Source organism: Aeromonas sp. MR7, from assembly GCF_963899385.1.
GTDB classification, from domain to species: Bacteria; Pseudomonadota; Gammaproteobacteria; order Enterobacterales; family Aeromonadaceae; genus Aeromonas; species Aeromonas bestiarum.
Genome location: NZ_CAWQXH010000011.1, coordinates 208,699 through 227,080, shown reverse-complemented (window position 1 = coordinate 227,080; position 18,382 = coordinate 208,699). Strand labels below are relative to the sequence as shown.

Here is an 18,382-nt window from a genome sequence, read left to right as displayed (position 1 = left end):
TGGGTGCCACCACCAAAACACCGCAATATGGATCGAAAGGGATCGCAGGGGGAACCTATGCCTGTACCGACGCCCGGACCTGCGTGCAGCCCGGCCACCCATTACCAATTTGTGGTCGCCTGCAGTATCTGTTTTTGACACAACGCTCCAAGAGTCATGATGATGTTCAACACCATACTGTCCGCTCTCTGTCGCCATTTGATGCTATCTGAAGACTACCTTCATGAGGCTGGACTAGACCTACCGATAGGCCCTTTCAGTCTCCATATCCGTCAACAGGATCAACTGGTCACGCTGTTTATTCCGCTGGATGACATTTCGACCACGGCCCTGGTAACCATGGCCGACTGGCCCGTGCTGCAACTCAGCCACAGTGGTAAACATGGCGCCCTTCTGTGGAGTAGAGAGTGGCTGGACAAGCTGGATCTGGACATTCTGGTTGACCTAATCAGCCGCATGCTGCACCAGGCTGAAACCCTGACTCTAGCAACAACCTCAACAACTACTGAAAATGCGAACTGTCCCCTATCGGGGGCCATGGATAACCCACGGCAGCAATGATTAACATTTATTTACCATGTAGAAGGCTGAAGCAATCATTGATCGCCTCAGCTTTAGTTTATAAAAAGACCTTGTTGAACAATTCAGAGGTGAGACGGCCTGTACACAAACAGCTTTCCTTGCTTAATTGACTCGATGCCAAGCGGGCATATTCTCCTGTTCATAATGTTCATTCCCACTAAAATCCGCCCGACCAAGGCCGGTGATTGCCCCCTCACTTGAGTAACAAATTGTCCTGCTGACGGGTGGCCGTCACCAGCACGGGTATCGACTTGGAGGTGGGGGTAAACGAACCCTCCCCTATGCTGTCGATGGGCACCAGCGGGTTGGTTTCGGGATAGTAGGCCGCGATATTGCCCTGCGGGATCTCGTAGATCACCACGTTGAATCCGGTAACAATCCGCTCGCGCCCATCGTTGCAGATGGCCATCATATCGACCCTGTCCCCTTCGGCAAAACCGAGGCGGCGGGCATCTTCCCCGTTCATAAACACCACGTTGCGCTGGCCCTTGATGCCGCGATAGCGATCGTCCATGCCGTAGATAGTCGTGTTGTACTGATCGTGGGAGCGCAGGCTCTGCAGCAGCAACACCGGCTGATCGCTCATCTGTTCGGCATGGCGGGTACACTCCGGCAACACAGAGTGCGGCAGGGTACTGGCACGAAACTCGGCGCTGCCGCTGGCGGTATTCCACGTCAGTTGCGCCGCGGAGTTATCCAGATGAAAGCCGCACGGCTGCTGGATGCGCGCATTGAAATCGGTAAAACCGGCGATGGTCTGCTCGATGAGATCGCGAATGCGCCCATAGTCATCGCGCAGGGCGAGCCAGTCGACAATTTCGCTCCCCACGGTGGCATGGGCCATCCGCGCCACTATGTCGGTCTCTGACAAGCAGAGCGGCGACACTGGCTCGGCTGCACCGGTCGAGGCGTGCACCATGCTGAAGGTATCCTCCACCGTGATCTTCTGGTTGCCCGTGCGCTGGATATCGAGCTCGGTGCGACCAAGGCAGGGCAGGATCAGCGCCGCCTTGCCCACCTGCAGATGGCTGCGGTTGAGCTTGGTGCTGATCTGCACATTGAGCTCGGCCTTCTTCATGGCCCCACAGGTGAAGTCGGTGTCGGGGGCCGCTGCGGCCAGATTGCCGCCCAGGCAGATGAGCACCTTGCTCTTGCTCTCGTCCAGCGCCTTGAGCGCCTCATAGACATTGTGACCACGAGCCCGCGGCAGGCTCACCCGCAGGTGACGCTCGAGCCGGTCGATAAAGGCGGCGGTCGGCTTCTCGTTGATCCCCATGGTGCGGTTGCCCTGCACGTTGCTGTGGCCCCGTACCGGACAGAGCCCAGCCCCCGGCTTGCCCATCTGGCCACGCATCAGGTGCAGGTTGACGATTTCGCGAATGGTATCGACCGAGTGAACATGCTGGGTCAGCCCCATGGCCCAGCAGCTGATGACGCTGCTGCTGGCGGCAAACACGCGGGCCGCCTGCACTATGTCGTCTCGGATCAGCCCGGATTGCTGCTCGATCTCGGCCCAGCCGGTGGCGCGCACCTGCGCCTCATACTCGTCAAAATGGCGGGTGTGGCGGGCGATGAAGTCGCGATCCACCACCTGTGGCGCCTCTTCCAAGATGTACTTGGCCATACCGCGGATGGCGGCCATGTCGCCGCCCAGCTTGGGCGTCAGATATTGATGGCTGATGGTGGTGGCCGCCGGGGTCAGCAGCTCGAGCGGACTTTGCGGACTGGCAAAGCGCTCGAGGGCCACCTCTTTGAGGTTGTTGAAGCTGACAATCTTGCAGCCATTTCGCGCCGCCTGGCGCAGGGCATTCATCATGCGCGGATGGTTGGTACCCGGATTCTGGCCATAGACGAACACGGCCTCAGCACGGTCAAAATCATCCAGCACCACTGTGCCCTTGCCGATGCCGACCGACTGAGTCAGCGCCACCCCGCTCGCCTCGTGGCACATGTTGGAGCAGTCGGGGAAGTTGTTGGTGCCAAACAGGCGGCCAAACAGCTGATAGAGGTAGGAGGCCTCGTTGCTGGCGCGGCCCGAGGTATAGAACTCCACCTCGTCCGGGCTGTCGAGTCCCCTGAGGGTATCGGCGATAAGCGCAAAGGCGTCGTCCCAGCTTATCGGCTCATAGTGATCGGTCGCCGGGTTGTAGCGCAGCGGCTCGGTCAGCCGCCCCTGATACTCCAGCCAGTAATCGCTCTGGGTGGCCAGCTGGCGCACCGAGTGGGCCGCAAAAAACGCGGCCCCCACCGTCTTGCCGGTCGACTCCCAGGCCACCGCCTTGGCGCCGTTTTCGCAGAACTGGAAGGCGCCGTGATCGTTGTCGCCCCAGGCACAGCCCGGGCAGTCGAAGCCGTCTGTCTGGTTGACCCGCAGCAGATTCTTGATGTTCTGGCGGGTCTTCTGGCTGCGCAACACCTGCTTCATGGTGGACTGCAGAGACGAAAAACCGCCTGCTTTGGCAGGCTTTTCAATATGACTCATGGCACTCTCCGATGGGATCCGCCGGGCAATAGCTGGAGTAGCTGACCGGGGCATCAAACTTGGGAATATGGACGACGTTGAGGTTGTATTTGAGGGCCAACCTGACCGCCAGCTGGCTGGGTGACGCCAGGCAGACGAGGTGACGAGCGCCGAACAGCGCCGCTTTTTTCACCAGCTCACTGCCGCAGCGACTGGTCACCACCAGGGTGTCGCAGGGGCGTTTCTGGCGCAGCAAGAGGCCGATCAGCTTGTCGAGGGCATTGTGACGCCCTATATCTTCGCGGCAGTGGAGGATCTGCCCCTGTTCATCCAGCGCCAGCGCCGCATGCAGGGCGCCGGAGTGTTGCCCCTTGAGCTGCCACTGGGCGATTTGCGGCCGCAGTTCGGCCAACAGCGCAACATCAAGGGGCGGCGTCAGCGGCAATGGCCGAAGAGCGGGAAATGCCTGCTCGACCGCCTCCACACCGCAGATGCCGCAGCCGGTCGCACCGGTCAGCCTGCGCCGACGCAGCTGTAGCCGCGCCAGACAGCGGTTGGCGATGGTAACATCCAGCACAAAGCCATGTTCAGCGGGGGATACCCGAATATCGTGCACATCGTGGTTGTGCCCGATGATCGACTCGCAGAACAGAAATCCGATGGCAAAATCGTCGAGATCGTCCGGGGTCGCCATCATCACCGCGTGGTTGATGCCATTGATGTTGATGGAAACAGCCACCTCCTCCACCAGATGATCGAGCGAAGGCAAGACGGGCGGATTGGCAGGGGTGCCGACTAAGCAGGGCGCAGGCATGAAGGGTTGGCCTAAAAATGCAAACTGCATTCAAGTTTAGAGAGGCGGCAGACGCAAAACCAATGAATTAAATCTATCTCCCGATAGAATCACTCTATTGACGATGAATTTTCAATTGATTAATTTTAAGCATCATCCCGCCCGACGCCGCGCAACACCGTCATGAATATCAAGCAGCTGCACTATTTTCACGAACTGGCCAGGCATCGGCATTTTGCCAAGGCCGCCAAGGCCTGCCACATCACCCAGCCGACCCTTTCAGCCAGCATCACGGCGCTGGAGAAGAACCTGGGCACGGACCTGGTGGTGCGCACCAGCCAGTTCGTCGCCCTCACAGAGGCGGGCGAGCTGGTGCGCCAGTATGCCGAGCGGATGCTGCTGGAACAGGAGGCGCTCAAGCAGGAGCTGGCGCTGTTTCACGGCGAGCTGTCGGGCACCTTGCGCATCGGCATAGTGCCGCAATCCAACGTCGACATAATGCCGCTCATCGCCCGCTGCAAGCAGCGCTACCCCGACATCGTCATTCGCCTGTCGGTGCTGAGCAACGAGGTCCTGCTGTCACAGCTGGCGCTGCACCAGTGCGACATAGGCCTGGGGTTTGACGAGCCCCCCGGCGAACCTGGCAGGCGCGCCTTCCACGTTTACCCTCAAGGTCACAACCGGATGGCCGTGTTGATGAACCGCGGCGCGGCTGAGCCCCTCCCCTCCTCCGAGCCCATGACCCTGGCCAGTCTGCAACACAGACCCCTGGTACTGCCAAGCCGCTCCATGCAGTTTCGCAGATACCTGGATCTTGCCGCCGAACGGGCGGGGATCCCGCTCAAGGTGGTGCTGGAGACAGACTCCCTGTTCCACCTGGTGAGCGCGGTGCGCCATCGGTTGGGCTGGGCCATCGTCAGCGCTGGCCTCGCCCGCTCCGCCAGCCAGCTCTCGGATCTGGTCTGCCAGCCTCTTGAGCCGCTCGAGGCCGGCAGCACCGTCTTTATTACTCGCCAGCACAGCATCACCCCCGCCATACGCGCCTTTCTCGCACTGGTATCCGAAGCAGCAACCAGTGCCAACGGTGCAGATTGACCCGCTCCGGGGCTGGCGCTGCATCCCCACACTCGCCAAGGTAGCTATTTGTAACAGGGGCTCGCCCATGCTCTCGTTGCCAACAATGGCGGGCCTGGCTGCCTCCCTGTGGCTTGAGCAAGATGCCGCCGATGTCCACTCAATGAAGGCGCGCTGCGGTGGGCCTGCGAGCCATATCCATTAATTTCAGGCAACAAAAAACCCGCAAGGCAGGCGCGTTGCGGGTCTTCAGCAGCTTGTCGGCACGAGCCAGACAAGGAATATGGCGGAGAGACAGGGATTCGAACCCTGGGTGGTATTGCTACCACAATTGATTTCGAGTCAATCCCGTTCGGCCACTCCGGCATCTCTCCACGGGGCTTCATTCTTACCGAACCCGGTCTGGTAAATCAACCTGAATCTCTTTAAAGATCAAACGACTGCCTATAAAACAGGCAAGAAACACAGTTTTTACCGTGGGCCTGCACATGGCACTTCAACGACGCCTTGGCGCAGAGCCCAAGGTCCAGCCCCATAGGCAGCCTAGCGACTGTGATAACCCCCCCCCCTGCAACAGCCCTGCCTGCGGGTTGCGGTATATCCCATCACGGGCAGCGTTCATCCAAGGTTATCCGGTACTGTATTAAAAAGGTGTGGGAAGTCGTCAAAAGGGGCTTTCTTCGAAGCGAGACTCCTCTGTAGCCCTTGTGGGGCGGGCTGGTAATCAGGAGTGGATTGGTTAACAATTTCACCTCTTTTTTCAGGGCGGGCAGTGACCGGCCCTCACGCCATTTGACAGGAAGTACCATGTTCAATGCACGAATCGTCTCACTGCTGCTGATGACAGCCAGCCTCTGGAGTGCGCCAACCTGGGCCACGACCTATCCCTTGCCACCGGCAGGCAGCCGTTTGATTGGCGAGCTGGAGGACTACATAGTCCAGCCGGACGAGCACCTTGAACTGATCGGCAAGCACACCCAGATTGGTTTTTTGGCACTGCTCGAGGCAAATCCCGGGGTTGACCCCTATTTACCCAAACCTGGCACCCGCTTGACCCTGCCGACTCAGATGTTGCTGCCGGATGTGCCAAGAGAAGGCATTGTCATCAACCTGCCCGAACTGCGTCTCTACTACTTCCCCAAGGGAAAAAATGAGGTGATCGTCTTGCCTATCGGCATTGGCGACATAGGGCGGGAAACCCCTGAGATGACCACAACCGTGATCGCCAAGAATCCCAACCCGACCTGGGTACCCGGCCCCATGGTGCGCAAATCCTGGCTGGAGCAGAAGGGGATCACCCTGCCCGCGGTCGTACCGCCAGGCCCGGACAATCCCCTCGGCAAGTTCGCCATGCGCCTGGGTTATGGCAAGCAGGACTACCTCATTCACGGCACCAACAAGGAGTTTGGTGTCGGCCTGCGGGTCAGCGCGGGCTGTATTCGCCTGCGCCCCGATGATATCGAGGCCCTGTTCAACATAGTTCCTCTCGGCACTCAGGTACGGGTGATCAACCAGCCGGTCAAGACCACCAGCGAGCCCGATGGCCGCCACTGGCTGGAGGTCCACTCCCCCCTCTCTCGCACCGAACTGGAGCTGGAGCAGGGCGCCCCCCTGATCCTCTCACCCGAGGTGGAAACCTTTATCGCCATGCCCGAGATCGACGGTGACAAGGTGGCTGCCGTGCTGAACAATAAGAACGGCATTCCACACCCCGTCAGCGGCTAACGGCAACCCTGTGTTCATGAAGGACTTTCCATGAGATACCGCTTCTGGTGCTTGCTCTCCCTGTTGCTCAGCCCGATGGCGCTGGCCGACATCCTCTGGATGGACAACGGTGACCGGCTGACCGGCACCATAGAGGAAATCACGGATGAACAGGTACGCATAGCGCTGCCCTACAGCTCGCCGGTGACGGTCAAGCGCAAGGCGGTCAAACGCTGGCGTATCGAGAAGCAGGACAAGCCAAGACCGACGGTGAAGACCGGCATTACCCTGCTCGCCCTCACGCCGGATGACAAGAAAGCCTGGCTGTGGACCGGCAGCAGCGACCTGAACGTGAAGCTGAAACACAACGACAAGCAGACCAACAACGTCAATCTGAAGGCCTCTACCGAAGTGGCCAACCTCGACTGGCGCTATACGCTGGATGGAGAGTACATCTACGAGACGGCCAACAACGTCACCAACAGCCATGAGTATCGGCTCAAGCCCATGCTGGACTTCTTCTTCGACCAGAACTGGTTCGTGCGCTCCTCCATCGACTATGAATACCAGATGCTGGACCCCGAATACATGGATATGGGCTATGTGACCGGACCTGGTTACCGGTTCTGGAACGACAAGCGGCGACGGCTGGAGCTGATCAGCCAGGCCGGAGTGGAGCGTTCCTACTTCCGGCCGGGTTATTGGGACGACTTCATCATCCCCGATATTTTCAACGACAGGATCATCAACTATCCCCTGATGGGCCTTGGTTGGGACTACCGCCAACCCGTTGCGCTCTGGTCGGAGCAACTGGAGCTGTTCAGCAAGGGCACCTACAAGCGCTATCTGGACCAGCCCTCACCCTACATCACCCGGGAGCAGGCCGTAAAAGGTAGCCTGGGGATCCGCTACTACTTCAACGATCACCTGCGCCTCTCCTGGTCGAGCGAGCTCGATTGGGAAGACTCCAGATTGGACTATCAAGGCGTTCAGACACCCTTATCAGACAAAGAGTGGCGTCATCTGATAAGCCTGGGGGCCAGCTTCTAGTCCTCAGGGCAAACCATGGATGCGCGCGTGGCGGCGACATAAAAGCAACATAGAGGCGACATGGACAAGTACAACAAACGCCATAAACAAAACAGGCTCACCGAGGTGAGCCTGTTTTGTTTCAATGCGATTCATGCCACAGGGTGACGGCCGTCACGACATCAGAAGTAGATCCGGGTGACCGATTCAATGACGCAGCCGGGACGACGAATGCCTTCGATCTCGACCTTGATCTCCTTGAGCAGCTCAAGACCGCCCTTGATGGGGGTCACCCGCAGCAGCTTGGTGCGCGCGCGAATGTTGCTGTCCACCTTGATGGGGTACGGGAAACGCACCTGGTCCAGCCCGAAGTTCACCACCATGCGGGCGTTCGGAAACTCGGGCGTCGCCTCGTTGATGCTGCCCGTCAGCCGTGGCAGCAGCGCCAGGGTCAGAAAACCATGGGCTATGGTGGTCTTGAACGGCGACTCGGCAGCGGCACGCTCGGGGTTGGTGTGGATCCACTGATTGTCACCGGTCACGGCGGCAAACTCATTGATCATCTGCTGGCTCACCAGCAGCCATTCACCCACATGGGTCTCGGCGCCTATGCTGGGCTGCAAAGTGGCAAACAGGGCCGCAGCCTCACCATTGAGCTCAACCGCCGGCTCATCAGCCTGCAGAGGCTGGCCGTTGGCAACCTGCGCCGAGCCCGCTTGCCGCTGCACGGACTGGCTGTCAGCTTGCAGGTCCAGCACACGACCCAGCAGAGGGTGGAGGTGTGCCTTTTGCTGAAACTCACGCCAGTAGTCGCGGATCGCCGGAGAGAGCCAATCCTTGAGCTCAAAGGGGTGCTGCGCCAGAATTTCGCGCTTGCGCTTCAGAAAATCGACAACTTTCATCTACCGATCCCTATTCGATTCAAAGCCTGTAAAGAGGTCTAACCAGTCCTATTTTATGAAAGTTTCAACTGCAAGTGCAAAAAAATCTCAGCGTACAGCTGTACCACGGGCAGAAGTGGTCACTAACCTGTCGGCTGCAAGCCTGATGGCACAAGGGGAAAAACGATTGCCGTGGCCAGCGTCAGGTGGCCACGGATGCAGCACAGACAGGCACCGAAACGGGGGAATGCCATCCGAGTGCCTCTGTCTATGCCCTGTCTGGCCCATCAGGCGTCGTCACGCTGTGCCGGTTGCCACCACTGCCCACAGGCGGCCTCATCCAGAAAACACCAGGCCAGGATCCGGCTTGTCTTGTTGCCCTGAGCCATGTCGATCACCCGCACCTGACGGGCCCCGACCTGGGCCAGCGCCTTCTTCGCAGCCGGCAGGTTCTCTTTTTTTGAGACCAGCGAACTGAACCAGAGGCACTGGCTGGCGAATTCCTTGCTCTGGGCGATCATGGCGGCGAGAAACGCGGCCTCACCCCCCTCACACCAAAGCTCGGCCTTCTGGCCGCCGAAATTGAGCAGGGGTGCCCCCTTCACGGCTTTGCCGAGATTGCGCAGCTTGCGCTCGCTGCCCTTGCTCGCCTCTTCGAGCGAGCCATGGAACGGGGGGTTGCACAGGGTCAGGGCGAAGCGCTCCTGCGGGCTCATGATGCCGCGAAAGAAGTGTTTGGCATTGCCCTGATGGCGGCACTCGACCTGTCCGCCCAGCCCGTTGCTCCTGGCCAGCAGGTTTGCCGCCTTGACCGAGACAGGATCGATATCGGATCCGACGAAGCGCCAGCCATATTCGCGCGCCCCCAGCAACGGGTAGATGCAGTTCGCCCCCACGCCTATGTCCAGCACTCGTACCCCCTTGCCGGTTGGTACGCGTCCCGCACTCTCGGCCAGCAGATCTGCCACCCTGTGCAGGTAGTCCACCCGTCCCGGGATAGGCGGGCAGAGATAACCCGCCGGCAGATCCCAGTGCACAATGCCGTAGTGCAGTGCCAGCAAGGCCTTGTTCAGCGCCTTGACGGCGGCAGGATCGGCAAAATCCAGGGTCTGGGTACCGTGCTCGTTGACGAATACCAAGGGCCGCAGCTCGGGGGTGCGCTGACAGAGCGCATCGAAATCATAGGGAGCCTGATGGCGATTGCGTGGATGCAATCCGGATTTGCGGTCGGAGTGGGTCTTCATGCTGGGCCTGCCGAGGGAAAACGGGCCCACACTATAGTGATTTGGCCCCGGAAAGTCTAAATTGCGGCCACAAAAAACCGGGCTTCAGGAGCCCGGTTCAAGTGAGGTTGGAAAAACAGTCCGTACTGCGAGCCGTTTGTCCAGCCTGACTCAGATGTCGATCCGGCGTGCTTGCCAGAACTTGCTGCGCCAATAGGAGCTATCCAGCTTGGAGCGCGTCACCCCGGCACGGGTCGAGGCGTGGATGAATTCACCATTGCCTACGTAGATACCGACATGATTGAGACGACGATTGATCTTGAAGAACACCAGGTCACCCTCGACCAGATCTTGCTTGGAAACACGAGTGCCTTCATGGACTTGGGAGCGGGTGTCACGGGGTAACTCGACACCGACGGCATTGCGGAACACTTCACGGGCAAAGGCGGAACAATCTATGCCTCGCTGGCTGCTGCCTCCCATGCGGTACGGGACGCCACGCCACTCTTTATATACTGTCAGGATTTCATTCACATCGGGTGTTTGCGAAGCTTCCGGTTCAATAATGGGTTCCATCATGGAAACTTCAATCTTGCTCGCGACCTCGGGCTGGGGTGCCGAGGCACAACCCACCATTCCGAGCGCGACCAGCAGTAGCATCAGGTGGCGCAATCCTTTATCCCCGCAAAATAGTAAAACTTGTTAAAATACGGCCCAGAAGGGCAATTTATAAGGCAACAGCACCCGACTATATCCAAGAATTCTATCGAGGCAAGCGAAAATCCCTATCGACATCACATTTTTGCAAGGAAATGCAGTATTTTTCATGATTAATGTGATCATGCCCAAACAATATACAATCTCGAAAGCGACCGTCCTTGCTCGATCAAACTGACTTTTATCGCTGTTTCATCCCTCTTTTAAAGTGAAAAATTATGATCTCCGTGGATCTCTATTTGTTAAAACCGGCAAATATCAGCGCCGACCAGTTGGCTCTGCTGCCGGACGCACTCTCCCCGACAGAGCGGCAACAGTGGCAGGAGATCCACCATCCGGGACGCCGCCAGGAGTTCCTGCTCAGCCGTGTGCTGCTCAGGCGCCTGCTGGCCGATCGCCTGCAATGCCAGGCCAGCGAGCTGCTGTTTTGCACCAATCCCCACGGCAAACCCGAGCTGAGCGACCAACGCTGGCAGTTCAACCTCAGCCACAGCGGTGACTGGCTGGTGATCGCACTCTGTGCCAGGGGGCCGCTTGGGGTGGATATAGAGCTGGGCCAGCGTCGCCGCCAGACACTGCCGCTGGCGAGACGCTTCTATGCAACCAGCGAGTACGAGTGGCTCGCCACCCTGCCCGCAGAAGAGCAGGAAAGCGCCTTCTATCGGCTCTGGTCACGCAAGGAGGCGGTGTTGAAGGCCCACGGTGCCGGCATTGCCGCCGGGCTCGACAAGGTATGCTTTGTGCCGCAGCAGGCGTGGCGGCTCGACAACCGGCTCGATGAGCACGATTACCGGGTTCAGGATTGGCCCCTTGGCAGCGGCTGGCTCAGCCTCGCCGCCCCGACCCTGGCCGTCAACGGCTGGCTGCTGGATGACAACTTGAAATCCTCCCCCATCAACCCCATGTTAACTCACACCATTTTCCAAGAGTCAGCCTCATGATCGTCGACATCAATCCCCAGAATTTCCAAGCCGCACTGATCGATGCTTCCATGAAAAAGCCGGTCGTCATCTATTTCCACGCCCCCCAGATGCCAGAGTGTCAGGGCATGACCCCGCTGGTGGAGTCACTGGTTGGCCCGGCCAACCCCCAGGTGACCCTGGCCAGGGTCGACATGAACGATCCGCAGCTGCAACCGCTGGCCAGCCAGCTCGGCCTGCGTGCCCTGCCCGCCCTGGTACTCTTCCATCAGGGTCGCCCGGACGAGCAGGCCATTCTGGAAGGGCCGCAGGACGAAGCCACCCTGCGCCACTATTTTGCCGCCTTCGCTCCCAAGGAGGAGGAACTGCTGTTCGAGCAGGCGCAGCAGGCACTGGCAGGCGGCCAGGCGGATGTGGCCTATGCCCATCTCACCAAGGCTCATCAGCTGGCTCCGGAGCGCCACGACATCAGCCTGTGGCTCATTCAGGCGGCGCTGGATCTCAATCTGCTGGATGAAGCGCAGGAGCGGCTCGGCAAGATCCCCATGATCGCGCAGGATGACCATTATCAGACCCTGAGCTCCCGGCTGGCGCTGGCACTGCAAGCCGCAGACAGCCCGGAACTGCGGGCGCTGGAAGCTCGTCACGAGCAGGACCCTGACAATTTCACCCTGACCCAGGAGCTGGCGGTGCAATACAACCAGGCGGGTCGACAGGAAGAGGCACTGACCTTGCTGTTCACCATCCTCAAGCGCGACCTGGCTTTTGGCGATGCCAAGAAAACCTATCTAGACATCCTGACCACAATGGGAAGCAACCCGGCGGCACAAAGCTACCGTCGCAAGCTCTACAGCCTGCTCTACTGATCGATGCGGGAATGAAAGACGGGGTGATGCCGAGGGATCGGCATTGCCTTGCTGAGGTGGATTTCAGGGGTAGAAAGCGGGGAATTGACGAATTTCAGGCAAAAAAAAATGGCGCATGAATGCGCCATTTTTTCGCATGGATTACTTCTTGTAGGAAGTAGCCATGTTGTCGATGCGCTGGTTAGCACGCATAGCTTCTTGCTTGGCTTCTGCAACATCAGCAGCGATCTTGGATTGATCAGCACGAACTGCGCTAACATCTTGAGCCAGTTGGTCAACTTTGTTAGACAGATTCTGAACGGAGGTTTCCAGTTCGCTGGTGTTTGCACAACCGCCCAGCAGAGCGGACAGACCAACAACACCTACCAACAACAATTTTTTCATTTTTAAAAGCTCCCTTTAACTCGCCAGACGTTTAGCAAGCGGCGTGATTATGGCACAAAAGAATCATACTTTGGATAGGCCCCATCACAGATAAATGCATTAAAACCCTCATTTTTTTTTAGTTGCACACTTTATGTGCAAACTTTAAGCAAAAATGAGTGCCTCTGGATGAGGTTCGCACAGAGCGTAACCAAATTTTGGGCTTATTACAATTTCGTATGAGGCTCAGGCTGAACGTTCTGACAGCAATTGACGATATTGCACCAGATCTTCGATGGTCAGCACAGGCATCTGATGCAGGCGACCGAAGGCAACCAGGTCCGGCAGACGAGCCATGGAGCCATCTTCCTTGGTCAGTTCACACAAGACCCCGAACGGTTTGAGGCCGGCCAGCTGCATCAGATCGACCGTGGCTTCGGTATGGCCGCGGCGTGTCAGCACACCGCCGGTACGAGCCCGCAACGGAAAGACATGGCCGGGGCGATGCAGATCGGACGGTTTGGCGCCATCGGCGATGGCCGCACGAATGGTAGTGACACGATCGGCCGCCGACACGCCCGTGGTCACCCCTTGCGCCGCCTCTATGGTGACGGTGAAGGCGGTCTGATAGTGGCTGGAGTTCGCCTCCACCATCATGGGCAACGCCAGCTGGCGAACGCGCTCGTCGGTCAGACAGAGGCAGACGATGCCGGAGCACTCGCGGATCATCATGGCCATCTGTTCATTGGTCATGGATTGGGCGGCGAAGATGAGGTCGCCTTCGTTCTCCCGATCTTCATCGTCGGCCACCAATACGCCACGACCGGCCCGCAGGGCCGCCAACGCCGCTTCGACGCGCGCAAGGGGATCACCGAATTCACTGAGTAGAGACTGATTCATGGTAAGACTCCTAAACAAGACAAGGACCAGAATCAGGGCATGGAAAGGCAGACAGAGATAGGTATGCAGCGGTCAGCCCAAGGGGGGCCATGCCTGCAATATCTGTCTTATCCTCTTTCATCCGGACTATGACCGTCGGCTCCGGCATCTCACCGGATCTGCTGACCCCGACCTGGTTGCAAGGTCGGGCGCTCGCGGGCTCCCCGAGTCAGATCGGGATACCGCCGGTGGGGAATTTCACCCCGCCCTGAGAATAAGCGCAGACAGCCTAAAGAAAAAAAACGCAGGATACCAGCCCAAAACCCATCAAAGATGAATATGGAACCGACCGGTGCCCGGTGCCAGCAACTTGACTCACGCACGCACGGGGCACTGTCTTTTCTGATTTTGTTTATGGCATAGTGCCTGAAAAAACGCGCAGCCTGCGCAGACTCAGGCGCCAACACCACAAACGGAATCATGACAGAGATGGAAAAGAAAATACTGCTGACGGACTGTCCGGACGCCAAGGGCCTCATCGCCAAGATCACCAACATCTGCTACAAGCACCAGCTCAACATCAACAAAAACGACGAGTTCGTGGATCACGAAAACGGCCGCTTCTTCATGCGCACCGAGCTGGAGGGACGTTTCAACGACGAGACCCTGCTGGCGGATCTGGATGATGCCCTGCCCGCCGGTGCCCAGCGCCGTCTGGTCAAGGCCGGCAAGAAGCGCATCGTCATCCTGGTGACCAAGGAGACTCACTGCCTCGGCGACATCCTGATGAAGAACTACGCCGGCGCGCTGGACATGGACATAGTGGCGGTGATCGGCAACTACGACACGCTCGCAGAATTGACGGGCAAGTTCGACATCCCGTTCCACACCGTCAGTCACGAGGATCTGAGCCGCACCGAGCACGAAGAGCAGGTACGCGCCATCATAGACGGCTATCAGCCCGACTACGTGATCCTGGCCAAGTACATGCGGGTGCTGACGCCGAGCTTCGTCGAGGCCTATCCGCGCAAGATCCTCAACATACATCACTCCTTCCTGCCGGCCTTCATCGGTGCCCGCCCCTACCGCCAGGCGTTCGATCGCGGGGTCAAGCTGATCGGCGCCACCGCCCACTTCGTCACCGACGATCTGGATGAGGGCCCCATCGTCGAGCAGGACGTGATCCATGTCGGCCACGCCTTCAGTGCCGACGACATGGCCAGGGCCGGTCGCGACGTGGAGAAATCCGTGCTGAGCCGCGCGCTGGAGCTGGTGCTCAACGAGCGGGTGTTCGTCTACGGCAACAAGACTGTGGTGTTCAAGTAACCCGCCTGCGGCATCACGCCAGAAACAACAAAGGCTCCCATGGGAGCCTTTGTTGTTTCTGCACTGCCTGTTGTTGCACTCGGCTTACAGCGGCAGACCATTGATGGTCATGGCACCCTTGTCGAGCTTGAACTCGGCGGTCAGCTGGGCCTTGTCCGCCTTGAGGTAACCCATGGCGGCAAACTGCTCCAGCATGGGGGCCAGTTGCGGCACCGCCTTGCCCAGCTGGCCGCTGAGGTTGGCGTGCAGCAGGCCGGACAGGGCGTGCATCCCCTCTTCACTGTTGAACAGCTGCTCCAGCGAGGTGGCCGCCAGCTTGACGTCCCCCTTCATGGAGACGGGCTCGCCGTTGAGCTGGGCGCTCAAGTCCACCAGCTCCAGGGTCGCGCCGCGCTTGAGCAGCTTGTCCAGCGCCTGCTGGATGGCTTGATCTTCCACCCCTTGGCCGCTGGCGGCCTGCAGCGCCTGATAGCCTTCCAGATCCAGTCCTTTGAGATTCAGGGCCAGCTTGCTCTGGGTCAGCGCCAGGTTGTCGGTCTCGTTCTCCAGATTGAGGGTGTTCACCTTCATCTGATAGCTGCTGGAGAGGGTCTGGGCATCGTCCCCTGCCAGCTGGGTTTCCGTGGTCAGCCCCTGCAGTGACACCTTGACGCTGTCAGGCAGTTGCACCGACAGCGCCGAGAGGGTCATGTCGCTGCGAGGCGAGAGCCAGATACCGCTGATCTCGGCCATGTCGGCACTGCCCTTGAGTTCGGCCAGCACCATGTCCATCTTGCTCTGCTCTTCGTGCAGTGTCATGCCCTGCCAGTGGAAGGTGACGTGACCATTGCCTTCCAGATCACCGTGATAGTCCCCCTTCATCGGCAGGAAGCTGAACTCGTCGAGCCCCTGCTTGACCTTGAATTCGTTGGCCCAGAAGCGGCTGCTGTTGCTGGCGGTCCAGAGGCTGCTGACCGACTCTATGCCAAATTGCCACTGCTCCAGCTTGAGCGCGCTGAATACAGGGGCCAGCGAGCCCTGTTTGGTGTCGAGCAGCATGTTGCTCTTGATATAGAGCGGCAGGATGCGGCTGTTGACGATGAACTGCGCCTCGACCGGCTCGCTCCCTTCCAGCTGACCATCCAGGCTGGCCAGGGTCTGCGGCGTGACCACCACCTTCAGCACGCCATCGCGGGTGAACAGGTTGCTGCCACCCGGCAGCCAGGTCAGCTCGACGCCGCTCTCCTGCTTCACCTTGGCAATCTGCTCGGCCATGATGCGATCGAACGTATTGCCCGTGTGCCAGCAGGCACCCAGTCCACCCACTACCAGGGCCGCACCGACGGCCAGCGCTACTCGCTTCTTCATCTTTATATGATTCTCCAAAGGCTCATTGCCGCACTCTACGGGGCCATATCGGGGCTAGGCAAGTCCAATTCGGCGTCAGCCGCAAATATGTAATGTCACAGCAAGGGACTGAACAGATAGAAGATGTTCTCCATCACCTTCTTGTACCAGGGGCGGGCGCGCCACTTGGTCAGCGACATAGGGGTCGCCTCTATCATGTAGCCCTGCACCAGCTGGGTCATCTCAGCGACAAAAACCGGGTTGTCGATGAGCAGGGTCACCTCGAAGTTGAGCCAGAGGCTGCGTCTATCCAGGTTCACAGTGCCCACCAGCGCAAAGTCGTCATCCACCAGCACGCTCTTGGTGTGCAGCAGCCCGGCATCGTAGCGGTAGACCTCAACCCCGGCCTCCAGCAGTTCCTCCATGAAGGCATTACAGGCATGATTGGCCATCAGGGAGTCGTTGCGCGCCGGCAACACCAGTTGCACCTGCACCCCGCGCGCCGCCGCCGAAGATAGCGCCGCCGCCAACGGATCGTCCGGCACAAAATAGGGGGTGGTCAGCACCAGATGGTGACGGGCCTGATAGATGGCCAGCAACAGGCTCTGCTGGATGCAGTCACCGCCGACGAAGGGGCCGGACGGAATGAGCTGGGCCCGGTAGTTGCTCTGGGGCCAGGCCTCAGGCTCGTGCTGCAGGCTGTCGAGCAGCCGCTCGCCGGTCTCCATCTCCCAGTCCCAGACGAAGATGGACCACATCAACGGCACCATGGGCCCCTGCACCCGGATCATGATGTCGACCCACTGGCCAACCCCTGCGTTCTGCTTGAAGAAGCGGGGATCCACCATGTTCATGGAGCCGGTGTAACCGACCCTGTCGTCGATCACCACCAGCTTGCGATGCATGCGCAGATCCTGGCGCTGGAACGGGATGCGCCAGGCGCCGACCGGCAGCACCTCCACCAGCTTGACCCCCGCCTTGCGCAGCTTTTTGGGCCAGGGCGAGCGGAAGAAGGCCTTGCTGCCCATGGAATCGAGCAGCAGACGACAATCCACGCCGCGCGCCGCCACCTCCATCAGCGCCTCGCACACCTCGTCGGCATCGCCGCCCGGGTGCCAGATGTAGAACTCCAGATAGCAGGACTGGGAGGATTGCCGGATGTCGCGCACTATCTCGCGCAAGATGGATTCCGGCCTGCTCAGCAGCGTCATCCGGTTGCCGGAGAGCATGGGCATGGACAGTCGGCTCTGGATCAGATCGTGCAACGGCTGGGCCTTGCTGCCCACCTCGCAGCAGTGCTGGGGGAAGAGGCGGGCCAACTGGCGGATCCAGATGGCGTAAGGCCGGTACATGGCCTGGGCCCGTTCGGCGCGACGGCGGCCGAGCCGGATCTCGCCAAATAACACGTAGAAACCGACCCCGGCAAACGGGATGGCGTAGATGAGGGCCAGCCAGGCCAGCGAGACGCCGATGGGGCGCCGTTTCATCACCACCCGTAGGGAGACTCCCGTCACGATCACGGTGTGAAATAGCAGCAGCAACCAGCCGAGGAACTGGGAAAACAGCAGCTGGATGTCGTGCTCCAAGCCATTGATCAAGAGAACTCCTTGTACACCAGAGTGACATGCAGTGGGCAGATCCCACGGGGCCAGGATGGTATGCTGTAAAACACACCCATTCTATCAGGTCGTTAGCATGATCCTGCAATCTATGCTGCTGAGTCTGGCCATGCTAGGCCAAGGCTCATATGACATCAATGAGCAACAGATAAACCAGTACCTGCAATCTCAGGTACAAGTGAACAAACAGCTGGAGCTGCCCGGCATCATCAAGGCCCATGTGCAGCTCGAGCAGAGCGACGTCCAGATCGGGCGCCAGAGCCCGGATACCGCCCGCGTCTATGGCAAGGGCAAGCTGAAGATCGCCCTGCCGGATCAGACCGAATACGACGCGCGCCTGAACATGACCTACGAGGCCAGGCCGCGCTATGACAAGGCCCAGAGCGCCCTCTTCCTCGACAACATGAAATTGATTGAGTACAAGCTGGAGCCAGAAGCGGCGCAGCAGAAGTTCGGCTTCATGCTCGGCATGCTGCTGCAGAGCATGGAGAAACGGCTGGAGACACAGCCTGTCTATCGCCTCAACGACAAGGACCCGAACCAGGCCTGGCTGAAAGAGAATCTGCTGGGGCTTGAGCTGTCACCGGGCAAGATCCACCTGCTGACCAAGCCCCAGTGA

17 protein-coding genes, 1 tRNA gene and 1 riboswitch are annotated in these 18,382 nt (G+C 59.3%); of the genes, 8 read left to right on the top strand and 10 right to left on the bottom strand.

Going from position 1 to position 18,382, the window contains the following annotated elements:
• Nucleotides 1-159 precede the first annotated feature (159 nt).
• Nucleotides 160-561 (top strand): hypothetical protein, encoded by a 402-nt coding sequence (locus tag AACW87_RS05935; RefSeq protein ID WP_241324462.1) that lies wholly within the window; start codon nucleotides 160-162, stop codon nucleotides 559-561.
• Between the two features lie 214 nt (nucleotides 562-775).
• Here AACW87_RS05935 and AACW87_RS05930 read toward each other — a convergent pair whose 3' ends face one another.
• Both AACW87_RS05930 and AACW87_RS05925 read right to left on the bottom strand, forming a co-directional pair.
• Entirely contained in the window at nucleotides 776-3,064 is a 2,289-nt protein-coding gene (locus AACW87_RS05930; RefSeq protein ID WP_241324461.1) for an FdhF/YdeP family oxidoreductase, read from the bottom strand.
• A complete protein-coding gene (locus AACW87_RS05925; protein WP_241324460.1) occupies nucleotides 3,051-3,857 on the bottom strand; it encodes a formate dehydrogenase accessory sulfurtransferase FdhD in 807 nt (268 codons plus the stop codon). The genes AACW87_RS05930 and AACW87_RS05925 overlap by 14 nt, the downstream gene beginning before the upstream one ends.
• 162 nt (nucleotides 3,858-4,019) lie before the next feature.
• On the opposite strand from AACW87_RS05925, the gene AACW87_RS05920 reads away from it, so the two are divergent.
• The gene (locus AACW87_RS05920) at nucleotides 4,020-4,931 is read left to right on the top strand and encodes a LysR family transcriptional regulator (protein WP_241324459.1); all 912 of its coding nucleotides are present in this window, start codon (nucleotides 4,020-4,022) and stop codon (nucleotides 4,929-4,931) included.
• 263 nt (nucleotides 4,932-5,194) lie between these two features.
• Here the strand turns inward: AACW87_RS05920 and AACW87_RS05915 are convergent.
• Nucleotides 5,195-5,284: transfer RNA gene (locus AACW87_RS05915), tRNA-Ser, on the bottom strand.
• Between the two features lie 433 nt (nucleotides 5,285-5,717).
• On the opposite strand from AACW87_RS05915, the gene AACW87_RS05910 reads away from it, so the two are divergent.
• Both AACW87_RS05910 and AACW87_RS05905 read left to right on the top strand, forming a co-directional pair.
• Nucleotides 5,718-6,635: a L,D-transpeptidase family protein gene (locus tag AACW87_RS05910; protein WP_241324458.1), complete on the top strand. Its 918-nt coding sequence runs from the start codon at nucleotides 5,718-5,720 to the stop codon at nucleotides 6,633-6,635.
• Between the two features lie 30 nt (nucleotides 6,636-6,665).
• A complete protein-coding gene (locus AACW87_RS05905; RefSeq protein ID WP_241324457.1) occupies nucleotides 6,666-7,664 on the top strand; it encodes a DUF481 domain-containing protein in 999 nt (332 codons plus the stop codon).
• A gap of 161 nt (nucleotides 7,665-7,825) precedes the next feature.
• Here AACW87_RS05905 and AACW87_RS05900 read toward each other — a convergent pair whose 3' ends face one another.
• The 3 genes from AACW87_RS05900 to AACW87_RS05890 form a co-directional block, all read right to left on the bottom strand.
• Nucleotides 7,826-8,545, bottom strand: coding sequence for a MaoC family dehydratase (locus AACW87_RS05900; protein ID WP_043554068.1), 720 nt, complete (start codon nucleotides 8,543-8,545; stop codon nucleotides 7,826-7,828).
• 266 nt (nucleotides 8,546-8,811) lie between these two features.
• Nucleotides 8,812-9,768 carry a 23S rRNA (adenine(1618)-N(6))-methyltransferase RlmF gene (gene rlmF, locus AACW87_RS05895; protein ID WP_241324456.1) on the bottom strand — a complete coding sequence of 319 codons (957 nt, stop codon included), beginning with the start codon at nucleotides 9,766-9,768 and terminating at the stop codon, nucleotides 8,812-8,814.
• Between the two features lie 150 nt (nucleotides 9,769-9,918).
• A complete protein-coding gene (locus AACW87_RS05890) occupies nucleotides 9,919-10,407 on the bottom strand; it encodes a C40 family peptidase (RefSeq protein WP_043554066.1) in 489 nt (162 codons plus the stop codon).
• Nucleotides 10,408-10,682: 275 nt separating this feature from the next.
• Between AACW87_RS05890 and AACW87_RS05885 the strand changes: the two genes are divergently transcribed.
• The gene (locus AACW87_RS05885) at nucleotides 10,683-11,405 is read left to right on the top strand and encodes a 4'-phosphopantetheinyl transferase family protein (protein ID WP_241324455.1); all 723 of its coding nucleotides are present in this window, start codon (nucleotides 10,683-10,685) and stop codon (nucleotides 11,403-11,405) included.
• The gene (locus AACW87_RS05880) at nucleotides 11,402-12,250 is read left to right on the top strand and encodes a tetratricopeptide repeat protein (RefSeq protein ID WP_241324454.1); all 849 of its coding nucleotides are present in this window, start codon (nucleotides 11,402-11,404) and stop codon (nucleotides 12,248-12,250) included. Before AACW87_RS05885 ends, AACW87_RS05880 begins: the two co-directional genes overlap by 4 nt.
• 141 nt (nucleotides 12,251-12,391) lie before the next feature.
• Here AACW87_RS05880 and AACW87_RS05875 read toward each other — a convergent pair whose 3' ends face one another.
• Entirely contained in the window at nucleotides 12,392-12,634 is a 243-nt protein-coding gene (locus tag AACW87_RS05875) for an Lpp/OprI family alanine-zipper lipoprotein (RefSeq protein WP_005334342.1), read from the bottom strand.
• Between the two features lie 225 nt (nucleotides 12,635-12,859).
• Nucleotides 12,860-13,513 carry a 3,4-dihydroxy-2-butanone-4-phosphate synthase gene (gene ribB / locus AACW87_RS05870; protein ID WP_241324453.1) on the bottom strand — a complete coding sequence of 218 codons (654 nt, stop codon included), beginning with the start codon at nucleotides 13,511-13,513 and terminating at the stop codon, nucleotides 12,860-12,862.
• A gap of 105 nt (nucleotides 13,514-13,618) precedes the next feature.
• Nucleotides 13,619-13,772, bottom strand: a riboswitch (FMN riboswitch).
• A 209-nt stretch (nucleotides 13,773-13,981) separates the two neighbouring features.
• On the opposite strand from ribB, the gene purU reads away from it, so the two are divergent.
• Nucleotides 13,982-14,818 carry a formyltetrahydrofolate deformylase gene (gene purU / locus AACW87_RS05865; protein WP_043134635.1) on the top strand — a complete coding sequence of 279 codons (837 nt, stop codon included), beginning with the start codon at nucleotides 13,982-13,984 and terminating at the stop codon, nucleotides 14,816-14,818.
• An 84-nt stretch (nucleotides 14,819-14,902) separates the two neighbouring features.
• Here the strand turns inward: purU and AACW87_RS05860 are convergent, their stop codons facing one another.
• Together AACW87_RS05860 and cls are read right to left on the bottom strand one after the other, a co-directional pair.
• The gene (locus tag AACW87_RS05860) at nucleotides 14,903-16,165 is read right to left on the bottom strand and encodes a DUF945 family protein (RefSeq protein ID WP_241324452.1); all 1,263 of its coding nucleotides are present in this window, start codon (nucleotides 16,163-16,165) and stop codon (nucleotides 14,903-14,905) included.
• A 95-nt stretch (nucleotides 16,166-16,260) separates the two neighbouring features.
• Nucleotides 16,261-17,742, bottom strand: a complete 1,482-nt coding sequence (cls, locus tag AACW87_RS05855; RefSeq protein ID WP_065402815.1) for a cardiolipin synthase — start codon at nucleotides 17,740-17,742, stop codon at nucleotides 16,261-16,263.
• A gap of 97 nt (nucleotides 17,743-17,839) precedes the next feature.
• Here cls and AACW87_RS05850 point away from each other — a divergent pair, with 97 nt between their 5' ends.
• A complete protein-coding gene (locus AACW87_RS05850; protein ID WP_026080151.1) occupies nucleotides 17,840-18,382 on the top strand; it encodes a DUF1439 domain-containing protein in 543 nt (180 codons plus the stop codon).

What these genes read in the sequence shown, in the direction of transcription:
- AACW87_RS05880 (WP_241324454.1), top strand. Translation starts at nt 11,402, where the DNA reads ATGATCGTCGACATCAATCCCCAGAATTTCCAAGCCGCACTGATCGAT.
- AACW87_RS05860 (WP_241324452.1), bottom strand. Translation starts at nt 16,165, where the DNA reads ATGAAGAAGCGAGTAGCGCTGGCCGTCGGTGCGGCCCTGGTAGTGGGT.
- rlmF (WP_241324456.1), bottom strand. Translation starts at nt 9,768, where the DNA reads ATGAAGACCCACTCCGACCGCAAATCCGGATTGCATCCACGCAATCGC.
- AACW87_RS05930 (WP_241324461.1), bottom strand. Translation starts at nt 3,064, where the DNA reads ATGAGTCATATTGAAAAGCCTGCCAAAGCAGGCGGTTTTTCGTCTCTG.
- AACW87_RS05910 (WP_241324458.1), top strand. Translation starts at nt 5,718, where the DNA reads ATGTTCAATGCACGAATCGTCTCACTGCTGCTGATGACAGCCAGCCTC.
- purU (WP_043134635.1), top strand. Translation starts at nt 13,982, where the DNA reads ATGGAAAAGAAAATACTGCTGACGGACTGTCCGGACGCCAAGGGCCTC.
- AACW87_RS05925 (WP_241324460.1), bottom strand. Translation starts at nt 3,857, where the DNA reads ATGCCTGCGCCCTGCTTAGTCGGCACCCCTGCCAATCCGCCCGTCTTG.
- ribB (WP_241324453.1), bottom strand. Translation starts at nt 13,513, where the DNA reads ATGAATCAGTCTCTACTCAGTGAATTCGGTGATCCCCTTGCGCGCGTC.
- AACW87_RS05900 (WP_043554068.1), bottom strand. Translation starts at nt 8,545, where the DNA reads ATGAAAGTTGTCGATTTTCTGAAGCGCAAGCGCGAAATTCTGGCGCAG.
- AACW87_RS05920 (WP_241324459.1), top strand. Translation starts at nt 4,020, where the DNA reads ATGAATATCAAGCAGCTGCACTATTTTCACGAACTGGCCAGGCATCGG.
- AACW87_RS05905 (WP_241324457.1), top strand. Translation starts at nt 6,666, where the DNA reads ATGAGATACCGCTTCTGGTGCTTGCTCTCCCTGTTGCTCAGCCCGATG.
- AACW87_RS05935 (WP_241324462.1), top strand. Translation starts at nt 160, where the DNA reads ATGATGTTCAACACCATACTGTCCGCTCTCTGTCGCCATTTGATGCTA.
- AACW87_RS05850 (WP_026080151.1), top strand. Translation starts at nt 17,840, where the DNA reads ATGATCCTGCAATCTATGCTGCTGAGTCTGGCCATGCTAGGCCAAGGC.
- AACW87_RS05875 (WP_005334342.1), bottom strand. Translation starts at nt 12,634, where the DNA reads ATGAAAAAATTGTTGTTGGTAGGTGTTGTTGGTCTGTCCGCTCTGCTG.
- AACW87_RS05885 (WP_241324455.1), top strand. Translation starts at nt 10,683, where the DNA reads ATGATCTCCGTGGATCTCTATTTGTTAAAACCGGCAAATATCAGCGCC.
- AACW87_RS05890 (WP_043554066.1), bottom strand. Translation starts at nt 10,407, where the DNA reads ATGCTACTGCTGGTCGCGCTCGGAATGGTGGGTTGTGCCTCGGCACCC.